Source organism: Filibacter tadaridae, from assembly GCF_900609045.1.
GTDB lineage: Bacteria > Bacillota > Bacilli > Bacillales_A > Planococcaceae > Sporosarcina > Sporosarcina tadaridae.
In genome coordinates this window covers 22,742-48,154 of sequence record NZ_UXAV01000030.1, presented here as the reverse complement: position 1 = coordinate 48,154, position 25,413 = coordinate 22,742, and the positions used below count along the sequence as shown (strand labels likewise).

General features: G+C 42.0%; 24 protein-coding genes, 1 rRNA gene and 2 riboswitches. Of the genes, 4 read left to right on the top strand and 21 right to left on the bottom strand.

Annotated elements, in window-relative coordinates; all coding sequences use genetic code 11:
• From FILTAD_RS05265 to FILTAD_RS05230, 8 genes are all read right to left on the bottom strand, one after another.
• Positions 1-87 (bottom strand): 16S ribosomal RNA (locus FILTAD_RS05265); the annotation flags it as partial.
• 471 nt (positions 88-558) lie between these two features.
• A complete protein-coding gene (locus tag FILTAD_RS05260; RefSeq protein ID WP_124069462.1) occupies positions 559-1,893 on the bottom strand; it encodes an NCS2 family permease in 1,335 nt (444 codons plus the stop codon).
• Positions 1,894-2,147: 254 nt separating this feature from the next.
• A riboswitch (purine riboswitch) is annotated at positions 2,148-2,249 on the bottom strand.
• Between the two features lie 6 nt (positions 2,250-2,255).
• Positions 2,256-3,803: a glutamine-hydrolyzing GMP synthase gene (gene guaA / locus FILTAD_RS05255; RefSeq protein ID WP_124069469.1), complete on the bottom strand. Its 1,548-nt coding sequence runs from the start codon at positions 3,801-3,803 to the stop codon at positions 2,256-2,258.
• Positions 3,804-3,918: 115 nt separating this feature from the next.
• A riboswitch (purine riboswitch) is annotated at positions 3,919-4,020 on the bottom strand.
• A gap of 32 nt (positions 4,021-4,052) precedes the next feature.
• On the bottom strand, positions 4,053-6,251 hold the full coding sequence (locus FILTAD_RS05250; protein WP_124069461.1) for a transglutaminase domain-containing protein: 2,199 nt from the start codon (positions 6,249-6,251) through the stop codon (positions 4,053-4,055).
• A complete protein-coding gene (locus tag FILTAD_RS05245; RefSeq protein ID WP_124069460.1) occupies positions 6,248-7,459 on the bottom strand; it encodes a DUF58 domain-containing protein in 1,212 nt (403 codons plus the stop codon). Before FILTAD_RS05245 ends, FILTAD_RS05250 begins: the two co-directional genes overlap by 4 nt.
• Positions 7,456-8,406, bottom strand: coding sequence for an AAA family ATPase (locus tag FILTAD_RS05240; RefSeq protein WP_124069459.1), 951 nt, complete (start codon positions 8,404-8,406; stop codon positions 7,456-7,458). The genes FILTAD_RS05245 and FILTAD_RS05240 overlap by 4 nt, the downstream gene beginning before the upstream one ends.
• A 144-nt stretch (positions 8,407-8,550) precedes the next feature.
• A complete protein-coding gene (nadE, locus tag FILTAD_RS05235) occupies positions 8,551-9,378 on the bottom strand; it encodes an ammonia-dependent NAD(+) synthetase (protein WP_124069458.1) in 828 nt (275 codons plus the stop codon).
• 12 nt (positions 9,379-9,390) lie between these two features.
• Complete coding sequence (locus FILTAD_RS05230) at positions 9,391-10,860, bottom strand: nicotinate phosphoribosyltransferase (protein WP_124069457.1); 1,470 nt, start codon at positions 10,858-10,860, stop codon at positions 9,391-9,393.
• 277 nt (positions 10,861-11,137) lie between these two features.
• On the opposite strand from FILTAD_RS05230, the gene modA reads away from it, so the two are divergent.
• Genes modA through FILTAD_RS05215 form a run of 3 tightly spaced genes read left to right on the top strand, consistent with a single transcriptional unit; the run spans position 11,138 to position 13,271 of the window.
• Complete coding sequence (modA, locus tag FILTAD_RS05225; RefSeq protein WP_203229655.1) at positions 11,138-11,929, top strand: molybdate ABC transporter substrate-binding protein; 792 nt, start codon at positions 11,138-11,140, stop codon at positions 11,927-11,929.
• A 25-nt stretch (positions 11,930-11,954) separates the two neighbouring features.
• A complete protein-coding gene (gene modB / locus FILTAD_RS05220) occupies positions 11,955-12,641 on the top strand; it encodes a molybdate ABC transporter permease subunit (RefSeq protein ID WP_124069467.1) in 687 nt (228 codons plus the stop codon).
• Between the two features lie 12 nt (positions 12,642-12,653).
• On the top strand, positions 12,654-13,271 hold the full coding sequence (locus FILTAD_RS05215; RefSeq protein WP_124069456.1) for an ATP-binding cassette domain-containing protein: 618 nt from the start codon (positions 12,654-12,656) through the stop codon (positions 13,269-13,271).
• A gap of 80 nt (positions 13,272-13,351) precedes the next feature.
• Here FILTAD_RS05215 and FILTAD_RS05210 read toward each other — a convergent pair whose 3' ends face one another.
• The 13 genes from FILTAD_RS05210 to FILTAD_RS05150 all read right to left on the bottom strand — a co-directional run bounded on the left by FILTAD_RS05210 (position 13,352) and on the right by FILTAD_RS05150 (position 24,066).
• On the bottom strand, positions 13,352-13,567 hold the full coding sequence (locus FILTAD_RS05210) for a DUF5342 family protein (protein ID WP_124069455.1): 216 nt from the start codon (positions 13,565-13,567) through the stop codon (positions 13,352-13,354).
• Positions 13,568-14,062: 495 nt separating this feature from the next.
• Positions 14,063-14,803, bottom strand: a complete 741-nt coding sequence (locus tag FILTAD_RS05205) for an ABC transporter ATP-binding protein (RefSeq protein WP_124069454.1) — start codon at positions 14,801-14,803, stop codon at positions 14,063-14,065.
• A 23-nt stretch (positions 14,804-14,826) separates the two neighbouring features.
• Positions 14,827-15,576: an ATP-binding cassette domain-containing protein gene (locus tag FILTAD_RS05200; protein ID WP_124069453.1), complete on the bottom strand. Its 750-nt coding sequence runs from the start codon at positions 15,574-15,576 to the stop codon at positions 14,827-14,829.
• Positions 15,569-16,381: an ABC transporter permease gene (locus FILTAD_RS05195; RefSeq protein ID WP_124069452.1), complete on the bottom strand. Its 813-nt coding sequence runs from the start codon at positions 16,379-16,381 to the stop codon at positions 15,569-15,571. Before FILTAD_RS05195 ends, FILTAD_RS05200 begins: the two co-directional genes overlap by 8 nt.
• A complete protein-coding gene (locus FILTAD_RS05190) occupies positions 16,378-17,349 on the bottom strand; it encodes an ABC transporter permease (protein WP_124069451.1) in 972 nt (323 codons plus the stop codon). The genes FILTAD_RS05195 and FILTAD_RS05190 overlap by 4 nt, the downstream gene beginning before the upstream one ends.
• Positions 17,339-18,913: an ABC transporter substrate-binding protein gene (locus tag FILTAD_RS05185; RefSeq protein ID WP_124069450.1), complete on the bottom strand. Its 1,575-nt coding sequence runs from the start codon at positions 18,911-18,913 to the stop codon at positions 17,339-17,341. The genes FILTAD_RS05190 and FILTAD_RS05185 overlap by 11 nt, the downstream gene beginning before the upstream one ends.
• Positions 18,914-19,079: 166 nt before the next feature.
• On the bottom strand, positions 19,080-19,904 hold the full coding sequence (locus tag FILTAD_RS05180) for an urease accessory protein UreD (protein WP_124069449.1): 825 nt from the start codon (positions 19,902-19,904) through the stop codon (positions 19,080-19,082).
• 1 nt (position 19,905) lies between these two features.
• On the bottom strand, positions 19,906-20,517 hold the full coding sequence (gene ureG / locus FILTAD_RS05175) for an urease accessory protein UreG (RefSeq protein WP_124069448.1): 612 nt from the start codon (positions 20,515-20,517) through the stop codon (positions 19,906-19,908).
• A gap of 45 nt (positions 20,518-20,562) precedes the next feature.
• Complete coding sequence (locus tag FILTAD_RS05170; protein WP_124069447.1) at positions 20,563-21,249, bottom strand: urease accessory protein UreF; 687 nt, start codon at positions 21,247-21,249, stop codon at positions 20,563-20,565.
• Positions 21,242-21,697 (bottom strand): urease accessory protein UreE, encoded by a 456-nt coding sequence (ureE, locus tag FILTAD_RS05165; RefSeq protein WP_124069466.1) that lies wholly within the window; start codon positions 21,695-21,697, stop codon positions 21,242-21,244. Before ureE ends, FILTAD_RS05170 begins: the two co-directional genes overlap by 8 nt.
• Positions 21,698-21,707: 10 nt before the next feature.
• Positions 21,708-23,420, bottom strand: a complete 1,713-nt coding sequence (gene ureC, locus FILTAD_RS05160) for an urease subunit alpha (RefSeq protein WP_124069446.1) — start codon at positions 23,418-23,420, stop codon at positions 21,708-21,710.
• Positions 23,417-23,740, bottom strand: coding sequence for an urease subunit beta (ureB, locus tag FILTAD_RS05155; RefSeq protein WP_124069445.1), 324 nt, complete (start codon positions 23,738-23,740; stop codon positions 23,417-23,419). Before ureB ends, ureC begins: the two co-directional genes overlap by 4 nt.
• A 23-nt stretch (positions 23,741-23,763) precedes the next feature.
• Complete coding sequence (locus FILTAD_RS05150) at positions 23,764-24,066, bottom strand: urease subunit gamma (protein WP_124069444.1); 303 nt, start codon at positions 24,064-24,066, stop codon at positions 23,764-23,766.
• Between the two features lie 401 nt (positions 24,067-24,467).
• Between FILTAD_RS05150 and FILTAD_RS05145 the strand changes: the two genes are divergently transcribed.
• Complete coding sequence (locus tag FILTAD_RS05145) at positions 24,468-25,412, top strand: urea transporter (RefSeq protein WP_124069443.1); 945 nt, start codon at positions 24,468-24,470, stop codon at positions 25,410-25,412.
• Position 25,413 lies beyond the last annotated feature (1 nt).

Below are 25,413 nucleotides of genomic sequence, written 5' to 3'. Positions count from 1 at the left end.
GAGCAAGCTCCTTATTGTCCGCTCGACTTGCATGTATTAGGCACGCCGCCAGCGTTCGTCCTGAGCCAGGATCAAACTCTCCATAATAGAAGAAAATGAATAGCTCATTTCTTGCTGGCATTAATTAAAAGAATATATTTCAATTCTTCGTTAATGACAATTTGTATTCCTTTGCGCCGACGTAAGTCGGTTACTCAGAAATGTTTTGCTCGAGTGCACTTGACACTCTCGCTATATTTCATTGACGTTTTGCTGTTCAGTTTTCAAGGTTCATTTTATGTCGTTCGCTGTCGGTTAGTGTTGCTCGCTCCCGACTGCTTAATTAATATACCAAGCATCTAAACAAAAGTCAACAGTTTATATTAACTTTCTTCAAAACTTGTTGAACCTCCTATTAAAATCAAGGATTTTACCTACCCGCCCACAGACTCCAATTCAATTGAAACGCCGCCACTACAACACTTAAACGTTTCACAACTCATCTCCTCTATATAAATACAGGTTCTAACAAAAAACGACTCCCCTCTTTTCAAAGGGAATCGTTTTTTGAATGGCGTTCTATTTAATAAATATAAAGTACAATAAAAAGATAACCCATAAACCATACATGATTGGATGCACTTCTTTTCTTCTACCACTTACAATCATTGTAATCGGATAGAAAATGAAACCAATCGCAATTCCGGTTGCAATACTATACGTAAGCGGCATTGCGATAATCGTAAAGAACGCAGGCACTGCAATCTCGAATTTGTTCCATTCAATATTACCCAGTGACGAAACCATTAATACACCCACAATTATTAATGCCGGCGCAGTCACATGAGAAGTGATGACCATAAGAAGTGGTGATAAGAATAAAGCTAATAAGAATAGTATACCTGTAATGACAGATGCAAAACCAGTTCTAGCGCCTGCCGCAACACCTGCTGTGGATTCTATGTAAGATGTTGTTGTCGATGTTCCGAACACAGCCCCTGTTACAGTCGCCATAGAATCTGCTAGTAATGCCCTTCCCGCTCTTGGCAGTTTATCATTCTTCATAAGTCCCGCTTGGTTCGCAACTGCAACTAATGTTCCCGCTGTATCAAAGAAGTCGACGAAAAGGAAAGTTATGACCACAACCAGAAATTGAGTTGTCAACAATGAACCGGGATCATGGATAATTGCATCGAACGCCGCACCGAAAGTTGGTGCAACACTTGGTACTTTGTCAACGATTTTGGTTGGTATATCAATAAGTCCTGCTACCATTCCAACAACCGTCGTAAGTATCATTCCATAAAAGATGGCACCCTTTATTTTGCGAACCATCATTATTACAGTGATTAGGAGACCGAATATCGCCAATAACGTTGTCCCTTGTGACAAATCACCAAGTGTGACAAGCGTGTTCGGGTCCGCAACGATGACGCCCGCGTTTTGAAAACCTAGAAATGTTATAAAAAGACCGATACCGGCTCCCACTGCAAACTTAAGCTGTGTCGGAATTGCGTTGATGATTAGCTCTCGTAGGCCGGTAAGTGAAAGAATGATAAAAATTAAACCGGAACATAAAACGCCTGTTAGTGCTGTCTGCCACGGAATTCCGAGTGTAAGTACAACTGTATAAGCAAAAAATGCATTCAATCCCATGCCAGGCGCTAAGCCAATCGGATATCTTGCGATGAGTCCCATAAATAATGATCCTACTGCGGCAGCAAGTGCTGTCGCAACAAACACCGCGCCTTTATCCATGCGCATCGCTTCCGGCAAATCAGGAACCGAATCGAGTGATAGCATTAACGGATTTACAACAAGTACATAAGCCATAGCAAGGAATGTAGTTAACCCCCCTATAATTTCCTGTTTATATGAAGTACCTAGTTTGTCGAATTCAAAGTATTTCTTCATCATTACCGCCCTTTAATTAATATTTTCTATATACGTCGAAATAAAGAGTTCTATTTGAAACCGCCTAGGCGCTGAGGGTTACCACCCTACCTAGACAGACAGGTCCGCTGCCGGTCTTATGGCCTCGACTTCCCCTTTATGGAACCAACGCTTAGTTTATACAGATATTCATATGTCCAAAACCTATAAACAAAAAAAAAGCACACGACACAATGTCGTATGCTTCCCCAATACAAATCCAAATAGAAGGGAGTTCTCCCTTCTATCTAAATCGTAGTCAGAACATTTAAGGTGTTCCGGTAGAGACATCCAAGCCATATTCCTGGACATATACGACGGTTCTATTCAATTAATCGATACAGTTATTCCCACTCGATTGTGGATGGTGGCTTACTCGTTACATCAAGAAGGACCCGGTTGATACGCGGAACTTCTGTTGTGATTCGCACACTGATTTTTTCCAATATATCATAAGGAATCTTCGCCCAAGTGGCAGTCATTCCGTCAGTTGAGTTAACTGCGCGGATACCGATTGCATAATCATAAGTCCGTTCGTCACTTCTGACTCCTACACTGCGGATATTCGGCAAGACAGTGAAGTACTGCCAAATTGAACGATCTAAGCCAGCTTTTTGGATTTCATCACGAAGAATCCAATCAGAATCACGAACGATTTCCAATTTCTCTTCTGTGATTTCACCAAGTACACGAACTCCAAGGCCTGGACCCGGGAATGGTTGGCGTCTAACAATTTCTTCCGGAAGACCAAGTTCAGCACCTACTGCACGTACTTCGTCTTTGAAAAGTGCAGTTAACGGCTCGATTAGTTTGAAATCCATGTCTTCTGGTAGTCCACCTACATTATGATGTGATTTGATTGTTTTCGCTGTAGCTGTTCCACTTTCAATAATGTCTGCATAGATTGTCCCTTGTGCAAGGAATTCGATGCCGTTAAGTTTCGCTGCTTCATCATCAAATACATAAATGAATTCGTTACCGATTGTTTTACGTTTTTGCTCAGGATCTGTAATCCCTTTTAACTTATTCAAGAAACGTTCGCGTGCATCTATTTTAATGAAGTTCATATGGAACTGGTTGCTAAACGTTTCAACTACGCTATCCGCTTCACCTTTACGAAGAAGACCGTGATCTACAAACATACAAGTCAGCTGATCGCCAATTGCACGATGAATCAATGCCGCTACTACGGATGAATCGACACCACCACTAAGCGCACAGAGAACTTTTTTATCACCAACTGTTGCACGAATCTTTTCGACCTCGATGTCTATGAAGTTGCTCATTGACCAATCGCCTTTTGCTGCGCAAATTTCAAAAATAAAACGACGCAGTAGATCGATACCTTGTTCAGATTCCTGATGCTCGGGATGGAATTGTACCGCATAAACTTTGCGTGTTTCGTCTCCAATTGCCGCAAATTCACAAGACTCTCCACCAGCAAGCTTTGTAAAACCTTCTGGCAACGTTTTAACACGACCGCCGCGAGACATCCAGACGGTTTGCTTTTCAGCCTGTCCGTTGAACAATCCAGCTGATGTATTTACAGTTACTGTCTCAGCATTATAATCCGCTTCGGATGAGTTATCTAGTTCTCCTCCGAAATGTTTTACAACAAGTTGCATCCCAGAACTAATTCCTAGAATAGGAATACCAGCAGAGAAGATTTCTGGATCGATGCCGTATGCTTCTTCCACTGATGCAGGGCCGCCTGACAAAATAATACCCACAGCATTCATCTTTTTAATCTCTTCAGCTGATGTCGTGTGTGCGTGAAGTTCGCTATAAACACCGAAATCACGAATTTTACGTGTAATGTGCTGGTTGTACGGACTACCGTAATCGAGGACCACGACTTTTTCTTGTTCGACCAATAAAGGAGCTGTTGACAATGATTCCACCTCTTCTTCTCATACTCCAAAGTTCTATTTATATAGAGAAAGACGCTACAGAAAGTTTTACTTTCCGCGCGTCTCATCTCTACTAAAAAGCGAAAACAGCCCAAAGATGGACTGAATCCGCCTCCATAGTCAAGTCATTTACGGCAACTTGGTAGAAACATCCGATCCATATTACCGGACATATATGAGGGCACCTTGGGCTTATTCTTTTCTATATCTTACTGCTAGTACCACCGGAAATCAACCCGAAGCCCTAATGATTAAATCTTCCCATATTTCCTTCAATGCGACCCACTCATGATTGACCAAATCTCCGCCATATAAACCTTTTTCATAAGCACTTGTTAGCTGTCGCATATTGTTTCCACCGAAATGATTATCGACCTCGATTGCGAAGTCCGCTAACGTTTGACCATCGTTTCGCTTGAAGCCTATTCGGTCCAACTGGTTCAATAAACTTCTATATTGTTTGGTAAAAGTTCCCCAATCCATTTTCTTGGATTTATAGTTACGGATTAAAACTTTCGGTAGCCACTTTTTCCTTGCAACATAGAATCGCCAACCGATAAATAATACAACTGCACCCGCACCAACAAAATACCAAACATGATTACCAATCCAAGTAGTAACGTCTTTGATAAGTTTATCTAGTTCAAAATTCGTTTCCTTCTTGACTGGTTTTTTCTTTTGACTATTCTTCTTGCGCTCTTGTTCTTTCTCTTTCATTTCTGGCGTTGCCGGATCGTTTATATCCAAATCAAGGTCATAGTCAATGTCGGTCTGCCCGCTAAAACCAATTGTCGGTTCGAATGGCATCCAACCTATTCCCGGCATGTATGCTTCAACCCATGAGTGCGCCTCGTTATTTGTGATTTGATACACACGTTCACCAGTTGCATTCCTCTTAATTTCACCTGGTGCAAATCCTTTTACCCAACGCGCAGGGATATCGATTGAACGCAACATAACGACCATCGATGTTGAAAAGTTATCGCAGTATCCCCTTTTCGTGTCGAAAAGGAATTGATCGACATAATCATCATTTTCACCAGGGATTGCAATATTTTGTTGCGCGTAGGTAAATCCATTTCTACCAAAGTACCTTTCTATTGCCTTTGTCTTTTCGTAAACACTATCTTGTTCTTCAGTAATCGTGTGGGCAAGCTCAGTCACTCTGGCTGGTAATTGTTGAGGCAACTGTAAATAGGGTGAAAGGTCTTCACTTGAAGTCCCGAATTCATCCATTGAAGTATCACGTAATTGCTTTAAGCTATAAACCGGCTCTTGAAATTCAATTCCGTATGTTGCAAGTTCGATTTCCGAATCATCATTCATTGTTTTGTATTGGCCAGTTGAACCTGAGTAAGAAAGAAATACGTCGCTATCAGCGCTGACTTTTCTAGTACCATACGGATATAAAATGAAAGGGAACTTTTCTTTCATCATAATTTGCGCTTCCAACCTTGGGGTATCTGCCGTAGTTGTTTGCAAATCTTTTAGTTCCTCATTTACATTTTGAACGGCAATCGCCCCGGTTGGTGAGTCCTGTTCCCACCCTTTAGATGTATACGTATTCTTCGTTTCTATTTTCCAGTACTGCTTGTCCCGTACTTTCGCTTCGAAAACAAGCGTATTATCCTGCACAAATGACCCACCTAATACTGAATCGTCTGTATCGTACCCACTCGCAGAAACTCCTGAACCGCTTCCACCTTCTCCTGCGTCTTCGCTAAGTGACTTGAAATACGGCACTGGATCCGGCCACATAGGTTCTAGTACGGGAAGTACATTTGCAAAAGCTCCGCCTGCAATAATGACGAATAATAAGGGAATCGATATAGTGGCAAATATCCCTCGAGAAACGGATACATTATGCCTTGCTGCCAGTCTCGAAATGGATAGCAGTCCTAGCAGAAGCAAACCAGCAAGCATTATTCTAAAAATCGATCCATCTGCAGAGTAAGCGCTAAATGTATCAATAAACGCCACGAATATAACAGTCATTACATAGAACAAAAATATACTTTTCCTATATTCAATCCAGTATTTTATAAGGTAGGTTGTCATCCATAACAATGCATAAAACAGAATCGTTCGCAATGGATTCGTGATATCCATCCAGTCCCTGTTCAATAAAATTGATATATTGGAAAGAAGGTCTTGCAGTAGGTAATTAATTGTTTCCACAGAAAAAAATGCTTTTCCAAAAAATACATAATGTATAACCCATAAAACATACAACAGCTTCACGGGAATTGAAATCCACCACTTCGCATTCAATAGAGCAAGTAAAAAGGACAACGCAATAAAGAGTAAAAACAGCCCTAAATAATTCGTATCTGTAAGTTCCATGACAGGCACGAGCCATTCTCGCAAAAGAACGAATGCCAGTACATATAAGAATGCGAGCAGCCACCTATCCATTCGTGGTCCATTCATAATCGTGTCACCTCTTCGAATGCCGTCGTAAACCTTTCTTGAGCTAGTGAATGGACGGCAATACCCCTTGACTTCGCCAATTGAATATTACTTGCCAGCGTTGGCGGTATCTGACCATCTTGGGTCACAACAAAGCATACAATCCGGCGTGCGTTTTTCACATTTTGCGTAACAGACTGTATGAAAGGCCAATCAGGGTTTCCGGTTATCAAAACGATACTCCCACCATGTCCAGAAGTCTCTTCACCGCCTGGTAATCTGGCATCGCTTTGATCTTTTGACGGTTTAATCTTTGCCAGATGAACGAGCGCCCGATGAAATTGCTCTTCCGATTGGATGAATGGAAAAATGGATGACTCCGCACCAGTAGACATAAACGTAAGACCTGCTTGTTGACTTGTAGATTCTTTTAAAATGGATGCAGCAAGTTCAACTTGTCCTTCAAACGTTTCCGCTGGCCTACTATCAAGGATAAGAAATAACTCTTGTGAGCGCTTGTCCTCAAATTCTTTCGTCATTAAGCTTTGTGTCCGTGCAAAAGACTTCCAATGAATCCATGTCACCCGGTCTCCCGGCTGATAATTGCGAACACCGGTCGCCATCGTCGTGTCTTTAACAATGTTAAGCGGCGACGCCATCGAACCGCGATCGTATTGCGTGTCAATCGGCACATAATTAATGGAAACCGTTTTGGGGTATACAAGAATGGTATGTTTGGCGGGAATGAATTTCTTTTTCTTAATCCAACCGAAGAAATCGGACACTTCAACTTCAACTCCTTGAAGAACGTGTTCTCCTCTTGGCATACGTTCAATCTCATACTCCCATTTTACTTCTTTTCGAAATCCCCAAAGAAAAAAACGTTTGAGTTTCTCTCCTGCAAGTTTTGGAATCTCCTTCTCTTCCCATTGTTCAGTTACGACTGTGTAGAGTAACGGAAAACGAATTCTTCTGTATACCGTAATGGATACAGCTAATTTCCCTCCATTTTGTACATTCGGCGTTCGAATGGTCCGCTCCGCCTTTATATCTACTAACGGATAAAAGAATAATAAGATGGAATAACAGATAAAAGGAAAAAGGACATAGAAAATCGTCCAACTGACTTTCCCTCCTTGAAACATAGCGAAAACAACTGCAGAAACGGCTATGAACAAAACGAAAAAGATTCTACCTGAACTTAAAAATGTTCTGGCTACTTTCATCATCTAATTTGTACCTTATCCACCGGCACACGCACCTTCGTTAATATCCGTTCCACAATTTCAATCGTAGAAATCCCTTCATACTTTGCCTCAGGTTGCAAAATCATTCTATGGCCGAATACGAACGGTGATAGATATTGTACATCGTCCGGTGTGACATACGTTCTTCCTTTAATAAGCGCATACGCCTGGCACGCCTTCATAAGCGCAAGTGATCCACGCGGACTAACGCCAAGATAGACATACGGATTATTCCGTGTCTGTGACGCACATTCTACGATGTACCCTTTGATTGTATCGTCTACGTTGACCTCTTTTACGACTACTTGCAAATCGATTAGGTCTTGTAGAGAAATGACCGTTTCCAAATTATCGATGGGAACCCTTTTTTCTGCACGACTCAGAACTTCAATTTCCTCACCTTTTGTCGGATAACCCATTTTCAACTTAAATAAAAATCGATCCAATTGTGCTTCCGGCAATGGGTATGTTCCTTCATATTCAATCGGGTTCTGCGTCGCCATTACAAAAAACGGTTGTGGAATTCGCATAGTCTCCCCGTCGATGGTTACTGAAGACTCTTCCATTCCTTCTAAAAGAGCGGATTGTGTCTTTGGAGATGTTCTGTTTATTTCATCCGCGAGTACGATATTCCCCATGATAGGCCCGGGTCTAAATTCAAATTCCATTTCTTTAGGATTATAAATTGAAACGCCCAGCACATCAGAAGGCAGTAAATCCGGCGTGAACTGAATCCGTTTAAAGTCTGCACCGATTGACCTTGCCAGCGCTTTGACCATCATGGTCTTTCCAACACCCGGCACGTCTTCAAGTAAAACATGTCCACCTGCAAGTAGCGCAGTGACGCTAAGCTCCGATATATCTCGTTTACCAATGATCACCTTGTCGATATTATTCAGGACCTTTTCAATCATTTCTTTATGTGTCATTTAAGTTCCCCCAGTTGTATACAAAGTTCTATTTAACCGAAAATTAACAAAACGTATCTTTATAATACAGTAACAAATCGTCTTCTACAACTTAATGGACGCCAAAAAGGATTCCTGAATAGGAATCCTTTCGCCTACTATCAATTACTTCCAAAAGTCATCAAAAACTGTGATGGGTAGATGACGTTTGTGCATGGAGCGTAGAAAATAATTTTCAATCGTTTCCCTTGGTTCACTTGGGATCTCTTTGCCTTCCAAATAATCATCAATCAAATCGTAGGTCACTCCAAGAGCGACTTCGTCGGGTATTGCCGGTTTGTCTTCTTCGAGGTCTGCGGTCGGTACTTTCGTATAAAGATGCTCCGGGCAGCCAAGTTCCTTTAACAATTGTTTCCCTTGGCGTTTGTTCAATCTGAAAATCGGCATAAGATCTGCGCCGCCGTCACCGAATTTCGTATAAAATCCGGTGATTGCTTCCGCCGCGTGATCACTGCCAAGAACGACGCAATTATGCATCGCAGCGACGGAGTATTGTACTTTCATACGTTCCCTTGCTTTTTCATTGCCTTTTGCATAATCAGTCAACGTCACGCCTGCTGCAGTTAATGCACATTCACTTGCATCGACTGCTTCTTTGATATTCACTGTGTAGATTTTACTAGGTTTAATAAAAGAAAGTGCGTCTTGACAATCAATTTCATCGAACTGTGTACCATAAGGGAGCCTAATTGCGTTGAATGTATAGCGCTCTGTTCCGTCTTCGCTATTTAATTCATCGACTGCGAGTTGGGCAAGCTTTCCAACGAGCGTCGAGTCTTGTCCACCTGAAATGCCAAGCACAAAGCCATTGAGAAATGTGTTTTTCCTTGCATATGCTTTCATGAAGTCGACTGATTTCCGTATCTCTACCAACGGATCAATGGACGGCTTCGCACCCAATTCTGCAATAATTTTCTCCTGTAGAGTAGTCATCGTTTCGCCTCCTCATTCATTTGAAAAGTCTTCTACCATATCTTGTACTTCTTGAATATTACGCATTTTGTTGTCCCAACATTTTTGACTGAGATCGACTGGATACTCCTCTGGATTGAGGGACCGTTTGTATTCGTCCCATAGTAAATTTAAATTTTCTTTTGCATAATCACGTACTTGATGGATAGAAGGGATTTCATAGATGATTGTCCCATCCTCAATCACTTTTGCATGCAAGTCCTTTGCTTCAAAGTTCGTGACAAACTTTGAGACAAATGTGTGCACAGGGTGGAACATTTTAATGCGTTTTTCAGAAGCAGGGTCTTCGTCGTGCATCGTAATGTAATCCCCCTCAGCTTTGCCATTTTCAAGGTCAATGATACGATAAAGCTTCTTCCAGCCCGGCGTTGTAACCTTTTCAGTATTCGATGAAATTTTAATGGTGTCTTCCATTTCGCCTTCATCATTTTCGATTGATACGATTTTATATACTGCGCCGAGCGCTGGTTGGTCATAAGCAGTAATCAGTTTCGTTCCGATTCCCCATACGTCCACCTTCGCACCTTGCGATTTCAAGTTAAGGATCGTATACTCGTCCAAATCATTTGAAACGACAACCTGGGCTTTCGGAAATCCTGCATCGTCTAACATACGACGCGCTTCTTTTGATAAAAATGCTATATCTCCGCTATCAAGACGGATTCCGATGAAATTGATTTTATCGCCAAGCTCTTTAGCTACTTGGATAGCCGTCGGAATCCCGATTCTCAATGTGTTGTATGTATCAACTAAGAAAACACAGTCCTTATGCCTTTTTGCATAAGAATGGAATGCCTCATATTCACTTTTATAAGCCTGTACCAACGAATGGGCGTGCGTACCCGCGACCGGTATATCAAATCTTTTCCCTGCAAGTACGTTACTCGTCGCCTCAACGCCACCGATGAACGTGGCCCGCGCTCCCCATATCGCCGCATCCATTTCATGCGCACGGCGGGTTCCGAACTCCATCACCACTTCGTTCTTCACGACTTGCTTGATGCGGCTTGCCTTCGTCGCAATAAGCGTTTGATAATTAACGATATTAAGAATAGCTGTTTCAATAAGCTGCGCTTGAATAAGCGGTGCCTCCACACGGATGATTGGTTCATTCGCAAAAACGAGTTCCCCTTCAACCATCGAATAGACATCGCCTGTAAAATGCAGTTCCTTTAAATATGAAATGAAATCTTCCTTATATCCAAGATCATCCCTTAAATAGACCAAATCACTCTCGCTAAAGTGAAAGTTGCGTAAAAAGTCGAGCACTCTTTCAAGCCCTGCAAACACTGCGTAGCCATTTCCGAATGGTAATCTTCTGAAAAATAATTCAAATACGGATTTCTTATTATGAATACCATCCGCCCAGTAAGATTCCGCCATATTAATTTGATAAAGATCCATATGTAATGCCAAGCTGTCGTTTGCATAATTTGAGCTCATGTCAATCTCCTTCTTCCAAATTCTAAATTAACAATAGTATACACCATTTACCCTGTTCTGGACCTTTCATAACTTTTTGATTTGTTTTGCTTTCCAATCGCCTTGTTAGGCTTCTCCAATCCACATCGGTCGTCTGAATACTCCACCAACTGTTGCCAGAGTTTTTTTATACTAATACGCCATTACTCATTTTTGCTTTTCATTTACTTCTCACACAAAGCTAAATATAATTAGTTATAATCGGATAGTTATGATTATAAGAAGAGGAGGGTATCTCATGCGTATGTTAAAAACTTTCCTACTTTTCTTCGTTCTATCGGTTGTACTCGCAGGCTGTAGCACTAGCACAAACTCATCGAAAGAAGCGAAAAAACCAGCTGATAGGGTGGAATTGACTGTATCGGCTGCAATTAGTTTGACTGATGCACTTGAAGAAATAAAAAATATATATGAAGAAGATCACAACGTTTCACTGAGATTCAACTTGGGCGGCTCAGGCAAGCTGGCACAACAAATTAAACAAGGTGCACCGGTAGATGCGTTCGTTTCCGCAAATCAAGATTGGATGGACAAGTTGGAAGATGAAGAACTGATTCTTCCTGCAACCCGAGAAGATGTTACAGGGAACAAAATTGTGCTCATTGTAAAAAAAGGCTCCTCAGTTGCACTTCAATCCATCGAAGATATTTCAGCGGGAACTGTTGAACAAATCGCAATCGGCAATCCCGAAAGTGTGCCAGCGGGACAATACGCGGAACAAACGTTACAAACACTAAACAAATGGGATGCATTGAAAGACAAAATGGTTCTTGCGAAAGACGTACGCCAAGTCCTGACATATGTAGAAACCGGCAACGTGGACATTGGTTTTGTATACGAAAGTGATGCGCTCACTTCGAAAAGTGTTAAGATACTAGCAACTGCCGAAAACGGTTTACATGACCCAATCATTTATCCTGCAGCTGTTTTGAAAGAGTCCAAATACGAAAAAGAAGCAAGTGAATTCGTGGCTTTCCTAGTAACAGACGAAGCACAAAAGATTCTGGAGAGGCACGGATTCAGAAAGTGAAGATAGGTGATTTTCTGTGAGTGATGTGAACTTATCCCCATTATGGCTTTCGTTTCAAACGGCGGCAATTGCGACCGTCATCGTATTCATCGTCGGTGTGTTGCTGGCGCGATTTTTAGCACGAAACGAATTCTATGGAAAAAGTATTATTGAAGCCATTCTTTTATTGCCACTCGTACTACCGCCTACTGTCGTTGGATTCGGTTTGCTATACGTATTCGGAAAAAACGGATTTTTAGGTCGTTTTCTCCTTGACTATTTCGATTTCCAAGTTGTTTTTTCTTGGTACGCTGTGATTATTGCCGCGGTTGTTGTATCCTTTCCACTTATGTATCAAAGTGCCGCCGCCGCATTCAAAAACTATGACCCAAACATCGAAAATGCCGCCTATACGATGGGTGCTTCAAAATGGAAAGTCTTTTGGACAATTTCTTTCCCTCTTGCATGGCCCGGACTATTGGCTGGATTAGTACTGTCATTTGCCCGCGCACTTGGCGAATTCGGGGCAACACTTATGCTGGCAGGCTATATTCCAAACGTGACTGATACGATTCCACTCGCTATCTATTTCGCAGTCGAATCAGGGAATATGGAAATGGCTACATTTTGGGTTGTAATCATTGTTGCACTCGGATTTAGTGCCATTTTGTGGTTGAACTGGTGGAGTAAGCGGAACATGATGCGTTATGCAGAACGGCGGAAAAGTAAGTGAAGGAGGGTGACGATGCTTACTGTTGACATACAAAAAACATTAACCCATTTTGAGCTCAATGTCGATTTCACTGTTTCAAAAGACGAAATCATTGTTCTCTTCGGTCCTTCGGGCTCTGGTAAAACAACGATTTTAAATTGTATTGTGGGACTCACAAAAGCAACAAGCGGTTTCATCCAATTAAACAATCGTACTTTGTTTGATGCGAAAAAGGTGAATCTACCCATTCAACAACGAAAAATCGGTTATCTCTTTCAGGACTATGCGCTATTTCCTCACTTATCCGTTTGGAAAAACATTGCCTATGGCATGAAAACCGAATCCTTTGCAAAACAATTGATGAAGGAGTTACGGATTGACCACTTGGCAGATCAATTTCCGAATGCGATATCAGGTGGCGAAAAACAGCGCGTTGCCATTGCACGTGCGCTAGCGACGGAACCCGATCTCTTGTTATTGGACGAACCCTTCTCAGCACTGGATGATGCAACGCGTGAACGGAGCCATGAAGAATTGATGCGTCTACATAAGCTCTGGGAAATCCCTGTTATTCTTGTGACACATAGTCACGCGGAAGCAGAGAAATTAGGAAGTCGCATTTTGTATTTGGATGAAGGGACTATTAGATGAGAGTAAAGCTGAATGGTGTAACCGTTGTAACATAAAAAAACACAAGGCGCCCGCCAGACTTCGGGCACCTTGTGTTTTTCTTATTGTAAGTGGTTTCTCATCAAACCATGCACTTGTGACTCAATAGCTGCAATGCTTTCCACTTCATGGATAGTTTCTGGTTGCGGATTAAACCATTTAATCCTTCCATCTTCAAATAGACCTTGGTGGTCATTCCCTTTTATCTTTAGCTTAAACTGATAACGCTCATGAACTTGATCTGCAAATAATTGTTCCACTTCGAAGTGCTCAATCATACTAACGCCTCCATAATAGTGTACCGTTTTGTCTTACTTGTTCATTATGTGTCATTATTTATCATACTAACCGTGCAATATGGTTGTTATCGTCTAATCGTTTTAACTGGAAACTAAACTATGTATGTTCAAATAGGAAATTCCAATGAATCCGCTACGGCGCTCCGGGGATGCCTCCGAGGGCACTGAAAAAATCCGATTTTCTTAAATTCCGTTGATTTCCGTTCCGAGCGGACGCTTTCCGCGGGTACGGCTTCAGCCTCCTCGTCGCTGCGTTCCTGCGGGGTCTTCAGCTCGTGCTGTTCCCGCAGGAGTCGCCGCTCTCCACTACAATCAACTAGTTATCACTATAAAAAAGAAGTTTTTCAGTGGCCTCGATGCCTCCCGCAATAAGCCAGACAGCTGCGCCGTCAGTCTTATTGCTTCGGCTACCCCTTAAAAGGCGCCTTCGCTAGTTTGTAACACACCACTTAGTGGCAATAGCTAGCACCGAATTCATAATTCACGTCTACTCGAAAAGCCCGCACTGAATAGCTTTCTTGAATACTGATGGGAAAACTTGAATTCCCCTTCGTTTTTACTACTTTCATCGATGATTTCGCCATCTTTCATAACATAAATACGGTTACACATATATTCGACAACTTGCAAGTCATGGGAAATAAATAGAATAGCCATGCCCGTGTCGCGATTGAGTTTGACGAGTAAATCGATAATTTCTTTTTGTATTAAACGGTCGAGACTTGAGACAATTTCGTCGCATATTAATAATTCCGGGCGAACGAGAATGGACCTAAGTAAGTTGATGCGCTGTCTTTCCCCTCCGCTCAGTTCAGAGGGACGCTGTTTCAGGTGCGCTTCGGTCAGTTTTACATTTCCAAGCATTTGACGAATATGCATATTCCGATCATCCCTATTGTTTCGCAGGGGCTCCATCAGTATCTCTTTAACAGTCCAGGTGGGATTAAGAGCAGCTGATGCGTTTTGAAAAATAAGCTGGCATCCTTCGTAAAACCCTTTTTTCGTTTTCCTACTAACAGGCATACCATGGAACGAGACGGTGCCGGATTCGGACGTTTCGAGTTGCATAATGAGGCGTGATAATGTACTTTTACCACTTCCACTTTCTCCAACAAGACCTACGATTTCACCTTCCTCAACAGACAGATCGATTCCGTGAAGAGTTTTCTTTCCTTTGTGATAGCTTTTTGTCATATTTTCCACAGTTAACAGCATCCGCTATCCAACCTTTCTTCCATTTAGAAGCGACTTTCCAACAATCGTTTGGTATAAGGGTGTGTCGGTCGCGCAAACAGTTCTGCAACACTGCCTGTCTCGACTACTTTTCCTGCATGCATGACGATCATTTCATCTGCCGCCTCAGCTACAATATCTAAATCATGCGTGATCAACAAAGTCGTCGTACCCTGCTTTTCATTTAACACCTTCAGTATGTCGATGAATTCCTTCTGCACCACCCTATCCAGAGATGATGTAGGTTCATCCGCTATCAAAAGGTTTGGCTTTACATACAAGGCACATGCAATCATACAACGTTGCAACATCCCCCCCGATAATTCGAATGGATACTGATGAAAAATAGCAACGGAAAGGCCAAGTTCAACCAAAATACTGGACATCTTCGCACGGAACTGTTTCACAGTATCCCCATTTCGTCCGCCAGAAAACGCATAGAGTTGACGTTCCATTTTGACAGATGGATTAAAACTATTCGCTGCATCTTGAAAAATTGTGAAGATGTCTGTTTTTCGAATCCCCATAATTTCTTCCGTCGAACTGTCCATCAAGTCCTTTCCATCAAACAGCGCTTTTCCAGTTGTTTCTGTACCCAAGGGCAGGTTACCGAGCAGTGCTGCGACAGTCATACTTTTTCCACTCCCGCTTTCACCGATAATCGATGTGATTTTCCCACGCGGAACTAAGAACGAACTGTCTTCTACAATGTTCTTTTCGTTGATGGAAATCGATAGTTGGTCCACTTTAAGCATTTAATCGCCTCCGCCCTGGATCTTTCAACGCTTCTCCTATGAAGTTAATGGACAAAATCGTTATGAAGATCATGATTCCCGGAAACAAGCCAATCCACCACGCACCAATCAATATATCATTCTGAGCGTAGTACAACATATTTCCCCATGACGGGATTGCTGGCGGTACGCCTATACCAAGAAAACTGAGCGACACTTCAATGAACACCGCTCCCGCAAAATTGAACAGCGTAACGACGAAAATAGCAGGCACACTATTTCGAAGCATATGGCCAAAAATGATTTTCCACACAGGCGTTCCGAACATGATAGCCATTTTTACAAACTCAGCCTCTTTAAGCCTGATGAATTCCGAGCGGACGATACGTGCAGTAACAAGCCACCCGGTAATTCCAATAATAAGTGCCATACTCCACATACCGCCTTGCATAAATGCTTGAAACGCCAAAATAAGTATCAAAGATGGGATTGTAATAAGCGCTTCCAGAAAACGCATCATCACCACATCGACATACCCTCCAACATAGCCGCTTATTCCGCCGTAAAGTACGCCGATAACTAGAGACAGGAATACAGAAACACCCGCAACGGTGAGCGTTACTTTTCCTCCTTCCAACAGACGTGAAAACACATCACGCCCGAGATGATCCGTCCCTAACAGATGATTCTCACCTGGTGGTACATATATTTTATCCATATCCATGTCATTTGGCGCATGCGTTGAAAACAGTCCTGCGAAAGCCGTCATAATAACGATAAGGCCAAGGACTACACACCAGAAGAGTAATACTTTTCGAGATTTCATCTACTGTATGCCCCTTTCCGCAATTTGGGATCCACTGCATACATGACAAGGTCGATGATGAATAAACTGAAGACAACGAGCAATCCGGTGAAAAGTATGCCACCCATAATAAGCGGGAAATCTTTCATCATCACAGCTTTTACTAGTAGTTGTCCTAAACCTGCCCACGAAAAAAGCGATTCTACGATAATGGATCCACCAAAGAAAGAGGGGATCGTCATTCCGATGTAGTTCAAATACGGAATAGATGCATTTCGCAAAACGCCTTTTCTTATTTCGCGTTCCAGTACTCCATTCGCTTTTGCAACCATTACATAGTATTTGCTAGTTTCCGCTTTAATACTTTCTTGGAGGAAGCGCGCATAAATGCCTGTATGAGTCAGAATGATGACGGCTGCCGGCATAATAAGATGTCGCAGTTTGTCTAGTATCCCCCCGTCACCTCCCACCTCCCCGGTACCAGATGACGGGAGAATTCCGAGTTTCACTGAAAAAAAGGAAATAAATAAAATCCCCAGCCAAAATGACGGTATTGAACTTGTCGCAATACTAATCGTCGATAATCCTTTATCCCATAAGGAGCCTTTTTGCATCCCCGCGACGGTTCCGAGCCAAAGAGAACCGATAATAATGAAAAACAAGGTCACACCAAAAAGCAACAGGGTGTTCGGTAACCGTTCTAGAAGAATGACGGTTACAGGACGGCCTTCTTTAGACGAGTAGCCCAAATTCCCTTGCAAAATTTCTTTTAGCCACAATCCGTATTGCTCGATTACCGGTCGGTCAAGCGAAAAAGCGCGACTGATTCGTTCTTTCTCGGCCGTGTTCAACGTTTGTGCATTGCCCCCGTAGAAAGCCGTTGCCGGATCACCAGGAGCCAGATGCATGATGAAAAAAGAGAGGAAGCTAATGACGAGGAGAACAATCGTCCCCATCACCATCCGCTTCCCGAACCACTTAACGCTCATTCCACTTCCACTCCTCGACGTTCCAAAGAAAACCTGACCCATGATGGCCTAGTGTTCGCTCTTTTACACCGCTCAGATTCTTATTAATGCCATAAATTGCATCGACGTAGGCAATAAAATCATACGGTGGATCCTGGGCAAGCTCCTTTTGAAACTCCATATAGGCTGTTTTCCGTTCATCTTTATCTGTCAATAAACGTCCTTCATCAAGTAAAGCATCCACTTTTACATTCGAGTAATTACCGTAGTTATAGCCTGAACTCGTTTTGCTCGACTGATCTGAGTGAAACAGGATATGCGTGTGATGATCCGCATCATATGGGCTTCCCCAAGCGATTATGAACGCATCGGTCTCGTCAATGGTAAATGCACTCCAGTCCAGTGCCGCCACTTTCACATCGGCACCGATTGCTTTAAATCCTTCTGCTGTATAGTTGGCCATATTGACACGCACTGAATCCGTTGCAGGTACTGTAATCGTAAACGCCAACTTTTCATCATTTTTATAGCGGAAGCCATCCTTTTCTTCTTTCCAGCCCGCGGCATCAAGAAGTGTTTGTGCTTTTTCAACATCGTATTCATACTTCCCTACCTCAGCGTTGTTGAACACATGTTTTTGAAGTGGCGAATACGCTTCCGTTCCGTACCCTTTCAAAATACCCTTGACGATTTGCTTGCGATCCGTCGCATAGTTGAATGCACGTCTGACATTGACATCTTTCCATAAGTCTTTGTCCATGTTATAAAGGATACCTCGGTAATCCGCTGTATCGATTGCATGGATTCCGATATTCTTTTCACTTTTCAAGCTCATTGCTTGTACCGGATCTAACAACGCGATATCGACTTCACCTGATTTCAGTTGTAGCGCTCGAACGTTACTGTCGGGTATGAATTTAAAAATCACTTTTTCGATGGATGGCGTTGTCCCGTGGAAATCACTGTACGCCTTTAACGTCAAACTATTTCCCCGATCCCACTTATCAAACATGTACGGACCTGCGCCGATAGGATGACTATTGAATTCAGCTGTTCGCATATCTTCATCTTTAAATGCATGCTTCGGCAGAATGGGCATTGTCAGTTTATCAAGTATCGGTATAAATGGATGTTTTAACGTTAATTCAAATGAGTGCTCGTCCACCTTCGTTAGCGAATCAACTTCAGTAAAATCAGCTTTTAAAAAGGAAGCATTCGTATCATCCAATATGCTTTCAATCGTGAAAATGACATCTTCAGCGGTTAGTGCTTTGCCATCATGGAACTTGATGCCCTCTTTTAGAGTGAATGTATACGTTAACTTGTCCGGAGAGACAGTATACGATTCTGCAATATCAGTGATAGCTTCATTGTTCTCATCAAATCTCATTAGGCCACGAAACAGCAATGCGTCTAGGTTTGTCTCCTCAAGAATAGGGTTTAGTCCTTCAAATTCTGATTCAGAAGCATATACGAGACGGTTTTCCTTCGGTTTTGCGTCGGCTTCTTCTTTTTTAGTACAACCCGAAACAATTAGTGCAAGCATAGAAAAAATGAGTAAAAATAGTAGTTTCTTATTTAGCATACTGGCCTCCGTCTAGTACAATTTTTTAAGCAGCTTTTCTTCTCCAGTACAGTCTATTTCTATTTCTATCTATTTATGCGTCTTGTATGTATGCTATCTAACTAAAGTATATGGACCAATCATCTTCTAAAACCCGGCAATCATTCTACCTGCCGGGTTTTGACTATTAGTACTTCCTTAAAAAGCTTGGAGTTTTATTCAACCATTCTTCATTTATAATACGTTGACAATCAGCAACTATTTTTTCAATGGTTTGGGTGCTATTTGCTAGCACCCTTAGGGTGAATCCAGGAATAGGCAGTTCTGACAGACCAATTTTAAACTCGGTTGAATCCTTATGGATAGCCTGGTATACCTTGTCAATCAGGTTAGAATCCGTTTTTTCACCGATTACAATCAAGGATCCTAAATGAGAAAAACCTTCCATTTGGCCAAGGCCATCCATATTTTTAGTTGCTGGATTTAATTTGACGTGATCATATACCGCCAACTCATTATCCATATAAATTTCATTTATTAATTGAAGCGTATTATAGCTAAAGCGTTCACCGCTAGGCGACCATCCAGGCGTAATGATATCCGAATAAAAGAGTGCAGCACCTTTTTCCATATGAATATTCGTTTTTTGCTTATAGCGAGCATCCCGATAGCCGATGATTGGATCGGGAATATATTCAAGATAGCTGCCTTCCTTAAGATCCATTACCGTTTCCTGGTAGGCAAGTGTATGGGGTGTCTTGTATATTTTAGTTGCTGATTGTGTTGTTAAGGTTAATTGGGCCTGTTTGTCCAATGTAATTTGCATTTTATAGCTGTCGCCGTCTAAATAGCCGCCTCCGGGATTTAAAATGTAATAACAGACCTGTCCCGATTCGTCATGATAAATGGGACGCATCACTTTATATGCCCCTTGGAAATATACATTCCGTGCAACTGTCTTTCCACTTCTTACCTCAGTGTCTAAACGTAAAATCCCTGTCCAGTCCTCCACCTTACTCTAATCCCTTTAAGAGTACATTCTTTCTAATCCAATCCGTTATTTCATCAAGACCGGTATTGTCTTTTAAATTTGTAAAAACGAACGGTTTGTTTCCACGGAACGTTTTTGTATCAGATTCCATCACTTCCAAGCTAGCCCCGACGTAAGGCGCCAAATCTATTTTGTTTATGACGAACATGTCTGATTTGATCATACCTTGTCCACCTTTTCGCGGAATCTTTTCACCTTGCGCTACATCTATAATATATATAGAGAAGTCAACAAGTTCAGGACTAAAAGTGGCAGCGAGATTATCTCCGCCGCTTTCCACGAAAATCAGTTCAACATCGGGGTGCTTCTCTATTAGTTCATCAATTGCTGCAAAGTTCATGGAAGCATCTTCACGTATCGCCGTGTGAGGACAACCTCCCGTTTCCACGCCTATGATCCGATCCGCAGGTAAGACACCATTTTGCATTAGGAATTTTGCATCCTCTTTTGTATAAATATCATTTGTTACCACCGCCATGCTAATTTCATCTTTGAAATAGCGTGTTAACTTTTCAACCAACATCGTTTTTCCTGCGCCAACAGGTCCACCTACACCAATTTTAATCGGTTCCATGACTAACACTTCCTTTTTTTATTATCCGGCTACATTTTTTCCTTCTTACGACATGAAAATACGAATATTCACGCGTTCATGTTTCATTTGGGATAGTTCTAGGCCTGGGGAGACTATTCCGAAATCATCTTCATCCAAACTCTGGATTTTTTCTGTTGCTTTCGCTAACGGTACTTGGAATTGCTGAATCGTTTTTTGACCGGCTGTCTGCCCTAAAGGGATGGCTCGTACAGCATTTTGAACAAGTGTAGAGATTGTAGAGTACAAATAATAGAGAGTGGTTGTCGATTTTGTAACGCCTAAATGATGGCCTATCATCGTAAACACAATCGCCGGATGGCCAAATGATAGTTTCTTGTTAATACGTTCGCGATATTCCAAAAAAACGGGAACATCATATAGCGATTCCACAAGCTTCAACATCCGCTCACCAATTCGCTGAGTTCCTTCCCTTGTTTCACGCGGCAGATTTTGCACGGTTAGCATACAATCCAATTTCCATACTTTTTGCAAATTATTTTCTTCCAATGCTTCATATACAAGACGGGAAGCGAGCCCATCGGAATAGATGAGCTGCTCATTTAAATAGACATCAAGCCATTGTAAAAATGACGCTTGGTCATGCACTCGGTCTTCTTGAATATAACTTTCCAGGCCATATGAGTGGCTAAAAGCGCCCGTCGGAAAACTTGAATCACAAAGCTGGAATAAAGATAGAATGTTATCACCCATGACTATGCCCGATATGACGAAACGCCTGTTTCACTTTCCGATCTTCACGTTTAAAAGGTATTTGAAGTTGTTGCAGCAAATCTTCAACCAGATAATCGTATTGGACAAGCATGTCGTTTTCCTCAAATTGTGCTGGTAGATGACGATTTCCTAATTGGTGGGCAATTGTCCCCATTTCATGTAAGTCGCGTGGACTAATTATTAGTAAATCATCCGAGACGACGTCAATCATGATGAGATTTTTATCATCCATATATAAAATATCTCCAGCAACCAGATCACGTGATTCTTTTAAACGTATACCGATTTCTTTACCGTGATCTGTCTTGACGAGTTGAACCCGTTTCACTAAATGGGCGCTTTCAAGGTATACTTTTTCAATATGGCGCTTTTCAATTTCTTCCTTTTCCATGTTCTCAATATTCATCGTGATTTTCTCTACTATCAATGCTTTCACCTCAAAATAGGAAATATCTCTGCCCCATTGGCACTTCGTCAACAGGATCACATGTTATTAATTCCCCGTTTATTTTCACCTCATATGTTTGTGGGTCCACTGTAATATCCGGCGTTTCAGAATTAAGTTTCATATCTTTTTTCGTTAAATTCCGAATGCCGTGAACAGGAAGAACCACTTTTTCTAGTCCTAATTTTTCATGTACATTATCATCAAATGCAGCTTGTGAAATGAATGTAATCGCGCTTTTGGCAAGTGCTTTTCCCATCTGCGCATACATCGGGCGATAAATGACAGGCTGCGGAGTTGGAATCGATGCATTCGCATCTCCCATTAAGCTTTCTACGATAAATCCATTTTTAAGTACCATTTCAGGCTTCACACCGAAAAATGCAGGTGACCAAATGACAAGGTCGGCGAATTTACCGACTTCTAAAGAACCAACGTGGTCAGATATACCATGCGTGATAGCTGGATTGATTGTATACTTTGCAATAAATCGCTTCACACGATTATTATCCGAAAGTTCGCTATCGCCTTCCATTGTGCCTCTTTGCTTTTTCATTTTATCGGCAGTTTGCCAAGTTCTCATAATGACCTCGCCGATACGCCCCATTGCTTGTGCATCTGAGCTGACCATACTAAATACACCCATGTCTTGAAGGATATCTTCAGCAGCAATTGTTTCTTTTCGAATTCTTGAATCTGCAAAAGCAAGATCTTCAGGTATGGATGGGTTTAAATGATGACATACCATCAGCATATCCAAATGCTCATCAATCGTATTCACCGTGTAAGGTAACGTCGGGTTAGTCGATGACGGCAGAACATTCATATAGCTGGCTGATTTAATCAGGTCAGGAGCATGACCTCCACCTGCCCCCTCTGTATGGTACATATGAATAACGCGTTCTTTAATCGCATCCATCGTGTTTTCCATAAAACCGCCTTCGTTCAACGTATCTGCATGAACAGCTACTTGAACGTCATACTTGTCAGCAACACTCAGTGCATGATCAAGTGCCGAGGTAGTAGCTCCCCAGTCTTCATGAACTTTTAAACCGATTGCGCCTGCCAGTACTTGTTCGATAAGCGGCTCTTCTGCGGCAGCCTGTCCTTTACCCGTAAATCCAACATTAATCGGCATACCTTCTGCCGCTAATAGCATACGATGAATATTCCATTCACCTGGGGCAACCGTTGTTGCTTTAGATCCAGCGGCAGGACCAGTTCCTCCACCAATGAGAGTCGTAAGACCAGAAGCCAGCGCTGTTTCAATTTGGTCAGGATTTATGAAATGCACATGCGAGTCAATTCCACCGGCAGTGACAATCATTCCTTCTCCTGCAATAATTTCAGTGGCTACGCCAATTACAATGTCCACGTTATCCATAATAAGCGGATTACCTGCTTTACCAATCCCGGCAATTTTTCCATCACGAATGGCTATATCCGCCTTATAAATCCCTGTATAATCCAAAATAACGGCATTCGTGATTACTACATCCGGAACACCATCTTTTCTTGTCGCGAGCGGATTTTGGCCCATTCCATCACGTATAACTTTTCCCCCGCCAAATAAAACCTCTTCGCCATATGTTGTATAATCTTTTTCAATTTGAATCAGTAACTCTGTATCCGCCAGGCGAATGGAATCTCCAGTTGTTGGTCCGTACATTTGCGCATATTGTTTTCTTGACATATTAAAACTCATTCATTGGCCTCTCTTTCTAATGACCCGTCTACTTTATTGTTAAATCCATACACACGGCGCTCCCCGGCATAATCTATCAACTCGACCTCTTTCTCATCCCCGGGCTCAAATCGCACTGCAGCACCGGCGGGAATGTTTAACCGTTTCCCGAGCCCTTCTTCTCTACTAAATTGAAGCGCTTCGTTCACTTCATAGAAATGAAAATGAGATCCTATTTGAACCGGACGATCGCCCGTATTTATTACCGAAATTGAAGTTATCGTTTTCCCTTGGTTTATAAGGATATCTTCCTCTTTTAAAAATAATTGCCCAGGTATCATTTACCTATTCCTCCTATCGTCAATTACCTAATGGGATTATGAACTGTAACCAGTTTTGTGCCATCCGGAAATGTTGCTTCTACTTGCACATCGTGAATCATCTCCGGCACACCTTTCATGACATCTTCCCGCGACAAGATTGTTGCACCATATTCCATTAATTGCGCTACCGTTTTCCCATCCCTTGCACCCTCTAATACTTCATAAGTAATAAGTGCAACAGATTCAGGATGATTTAACGCCAATCCTCTTTCCCTTCGTCTTGTAGCAAGATCCGCAGTGACAACTATCATGAGCTTGTCTATCTCACGTGGTAACAAATGCATTAAGTAGCCTCCTTGTTATTCATACCCAAACAATATGCCCTTTATTAATGGATAAAATACTGGAATGGGGCAAAAATGGCAGTTCATAATTATTTTTAACGATCTGGCACATTTTTTTGGGGAAACAGTGGAGCATCTCCAACAAATAACCGATTGCTTGTTTCCCGATGATAGAATATCATCAGTAATGCAGTTCAAGAGTTCTATTACTTTTCTCTATAGATGCTTTACGTTATTCGTCACAAAAGAAAGTGATTTAAAGCCTGCACAGAAAAAAGCTGCCTTAATTTTTGGCAATTTAAAGAAGGTGGGTTTTATAAAATATCGGGGATAATAGGCTTCTTAAGCCTCGCCAAATTAAAGTGATTATAAAATCAAACTTTATAAAAAAGGAGCTTTTTATGGATAAAAACAAACGGAATTCATTCGGAGAAAGTACCTTGATTTCCTTGTTAGTGACTTCTCTTAAAGGAATTTCACAAGTTATGCTTATCGAAAACGCCATTACAGGGTTTGTTATTTTATTGGCGATTACGATTTCCTCCTATTCTTTAGGCATTATCGCCTTGGCTTCTGCAGTTTTAGGCACTGTTGTGGGGAAAATCGGTGGTGCGGATGAAAATACTGTTAACCAGGGATTGATGGGATTCAATTCCGTGTTAACTGGAATGGCATTGGCTTTATTCCTGAGTGGACCGTATATGTGGATAGTGGCATTGGTTGGGGCTGTCGTTGCTGCTGTTCTTACAGCTAGCATGATGCACTTTATGGGGAGTACCGGAATTCCCGTTCTTACATTCCCCTATATTATTTTGACATGGTTCGTTCTACTCGCCTCTTACAAATTGGAAGGCATTAGAATAAGCCCAACATTAGTACCGCAAAATCTGACCAGTTGGGAGCTTCACACGTCAGGTAAAATTCGTTTGTTGGATGTAGTCTTTAATGGTTTTGGGGAAGTTTTTTTCCTGACTGAGGTAATACCCGGAATATTGATCTTTATAGCTGTTTTTTGGGCGGGGAGAAAACTTGGCATATACGCAGCAATTGGTAATGCCGTTGCTCTTCTCACAGCATTCTTGTTAGGCGGGGAACACACGTTAATTATGTTGGGCTTGTATGGCTATAATGCAATTTTAACTATTTTGGCTGTGTCCGCAGTATTCAACAGTGAACAAAATCGTTTTTCACCGTTAACAGGCATTATCGCGGCGTGTCTAACTGTGCCCGTAACAGCAAGTGTAAGCATATGGCTATTGCCGTATGGACTTCCTGCTTTAACGATGCCCTTTGTCCTTTGCACATGGCTAATACTGGGTGCAAGGAAAGTCCTTCCCAAGTTATAGC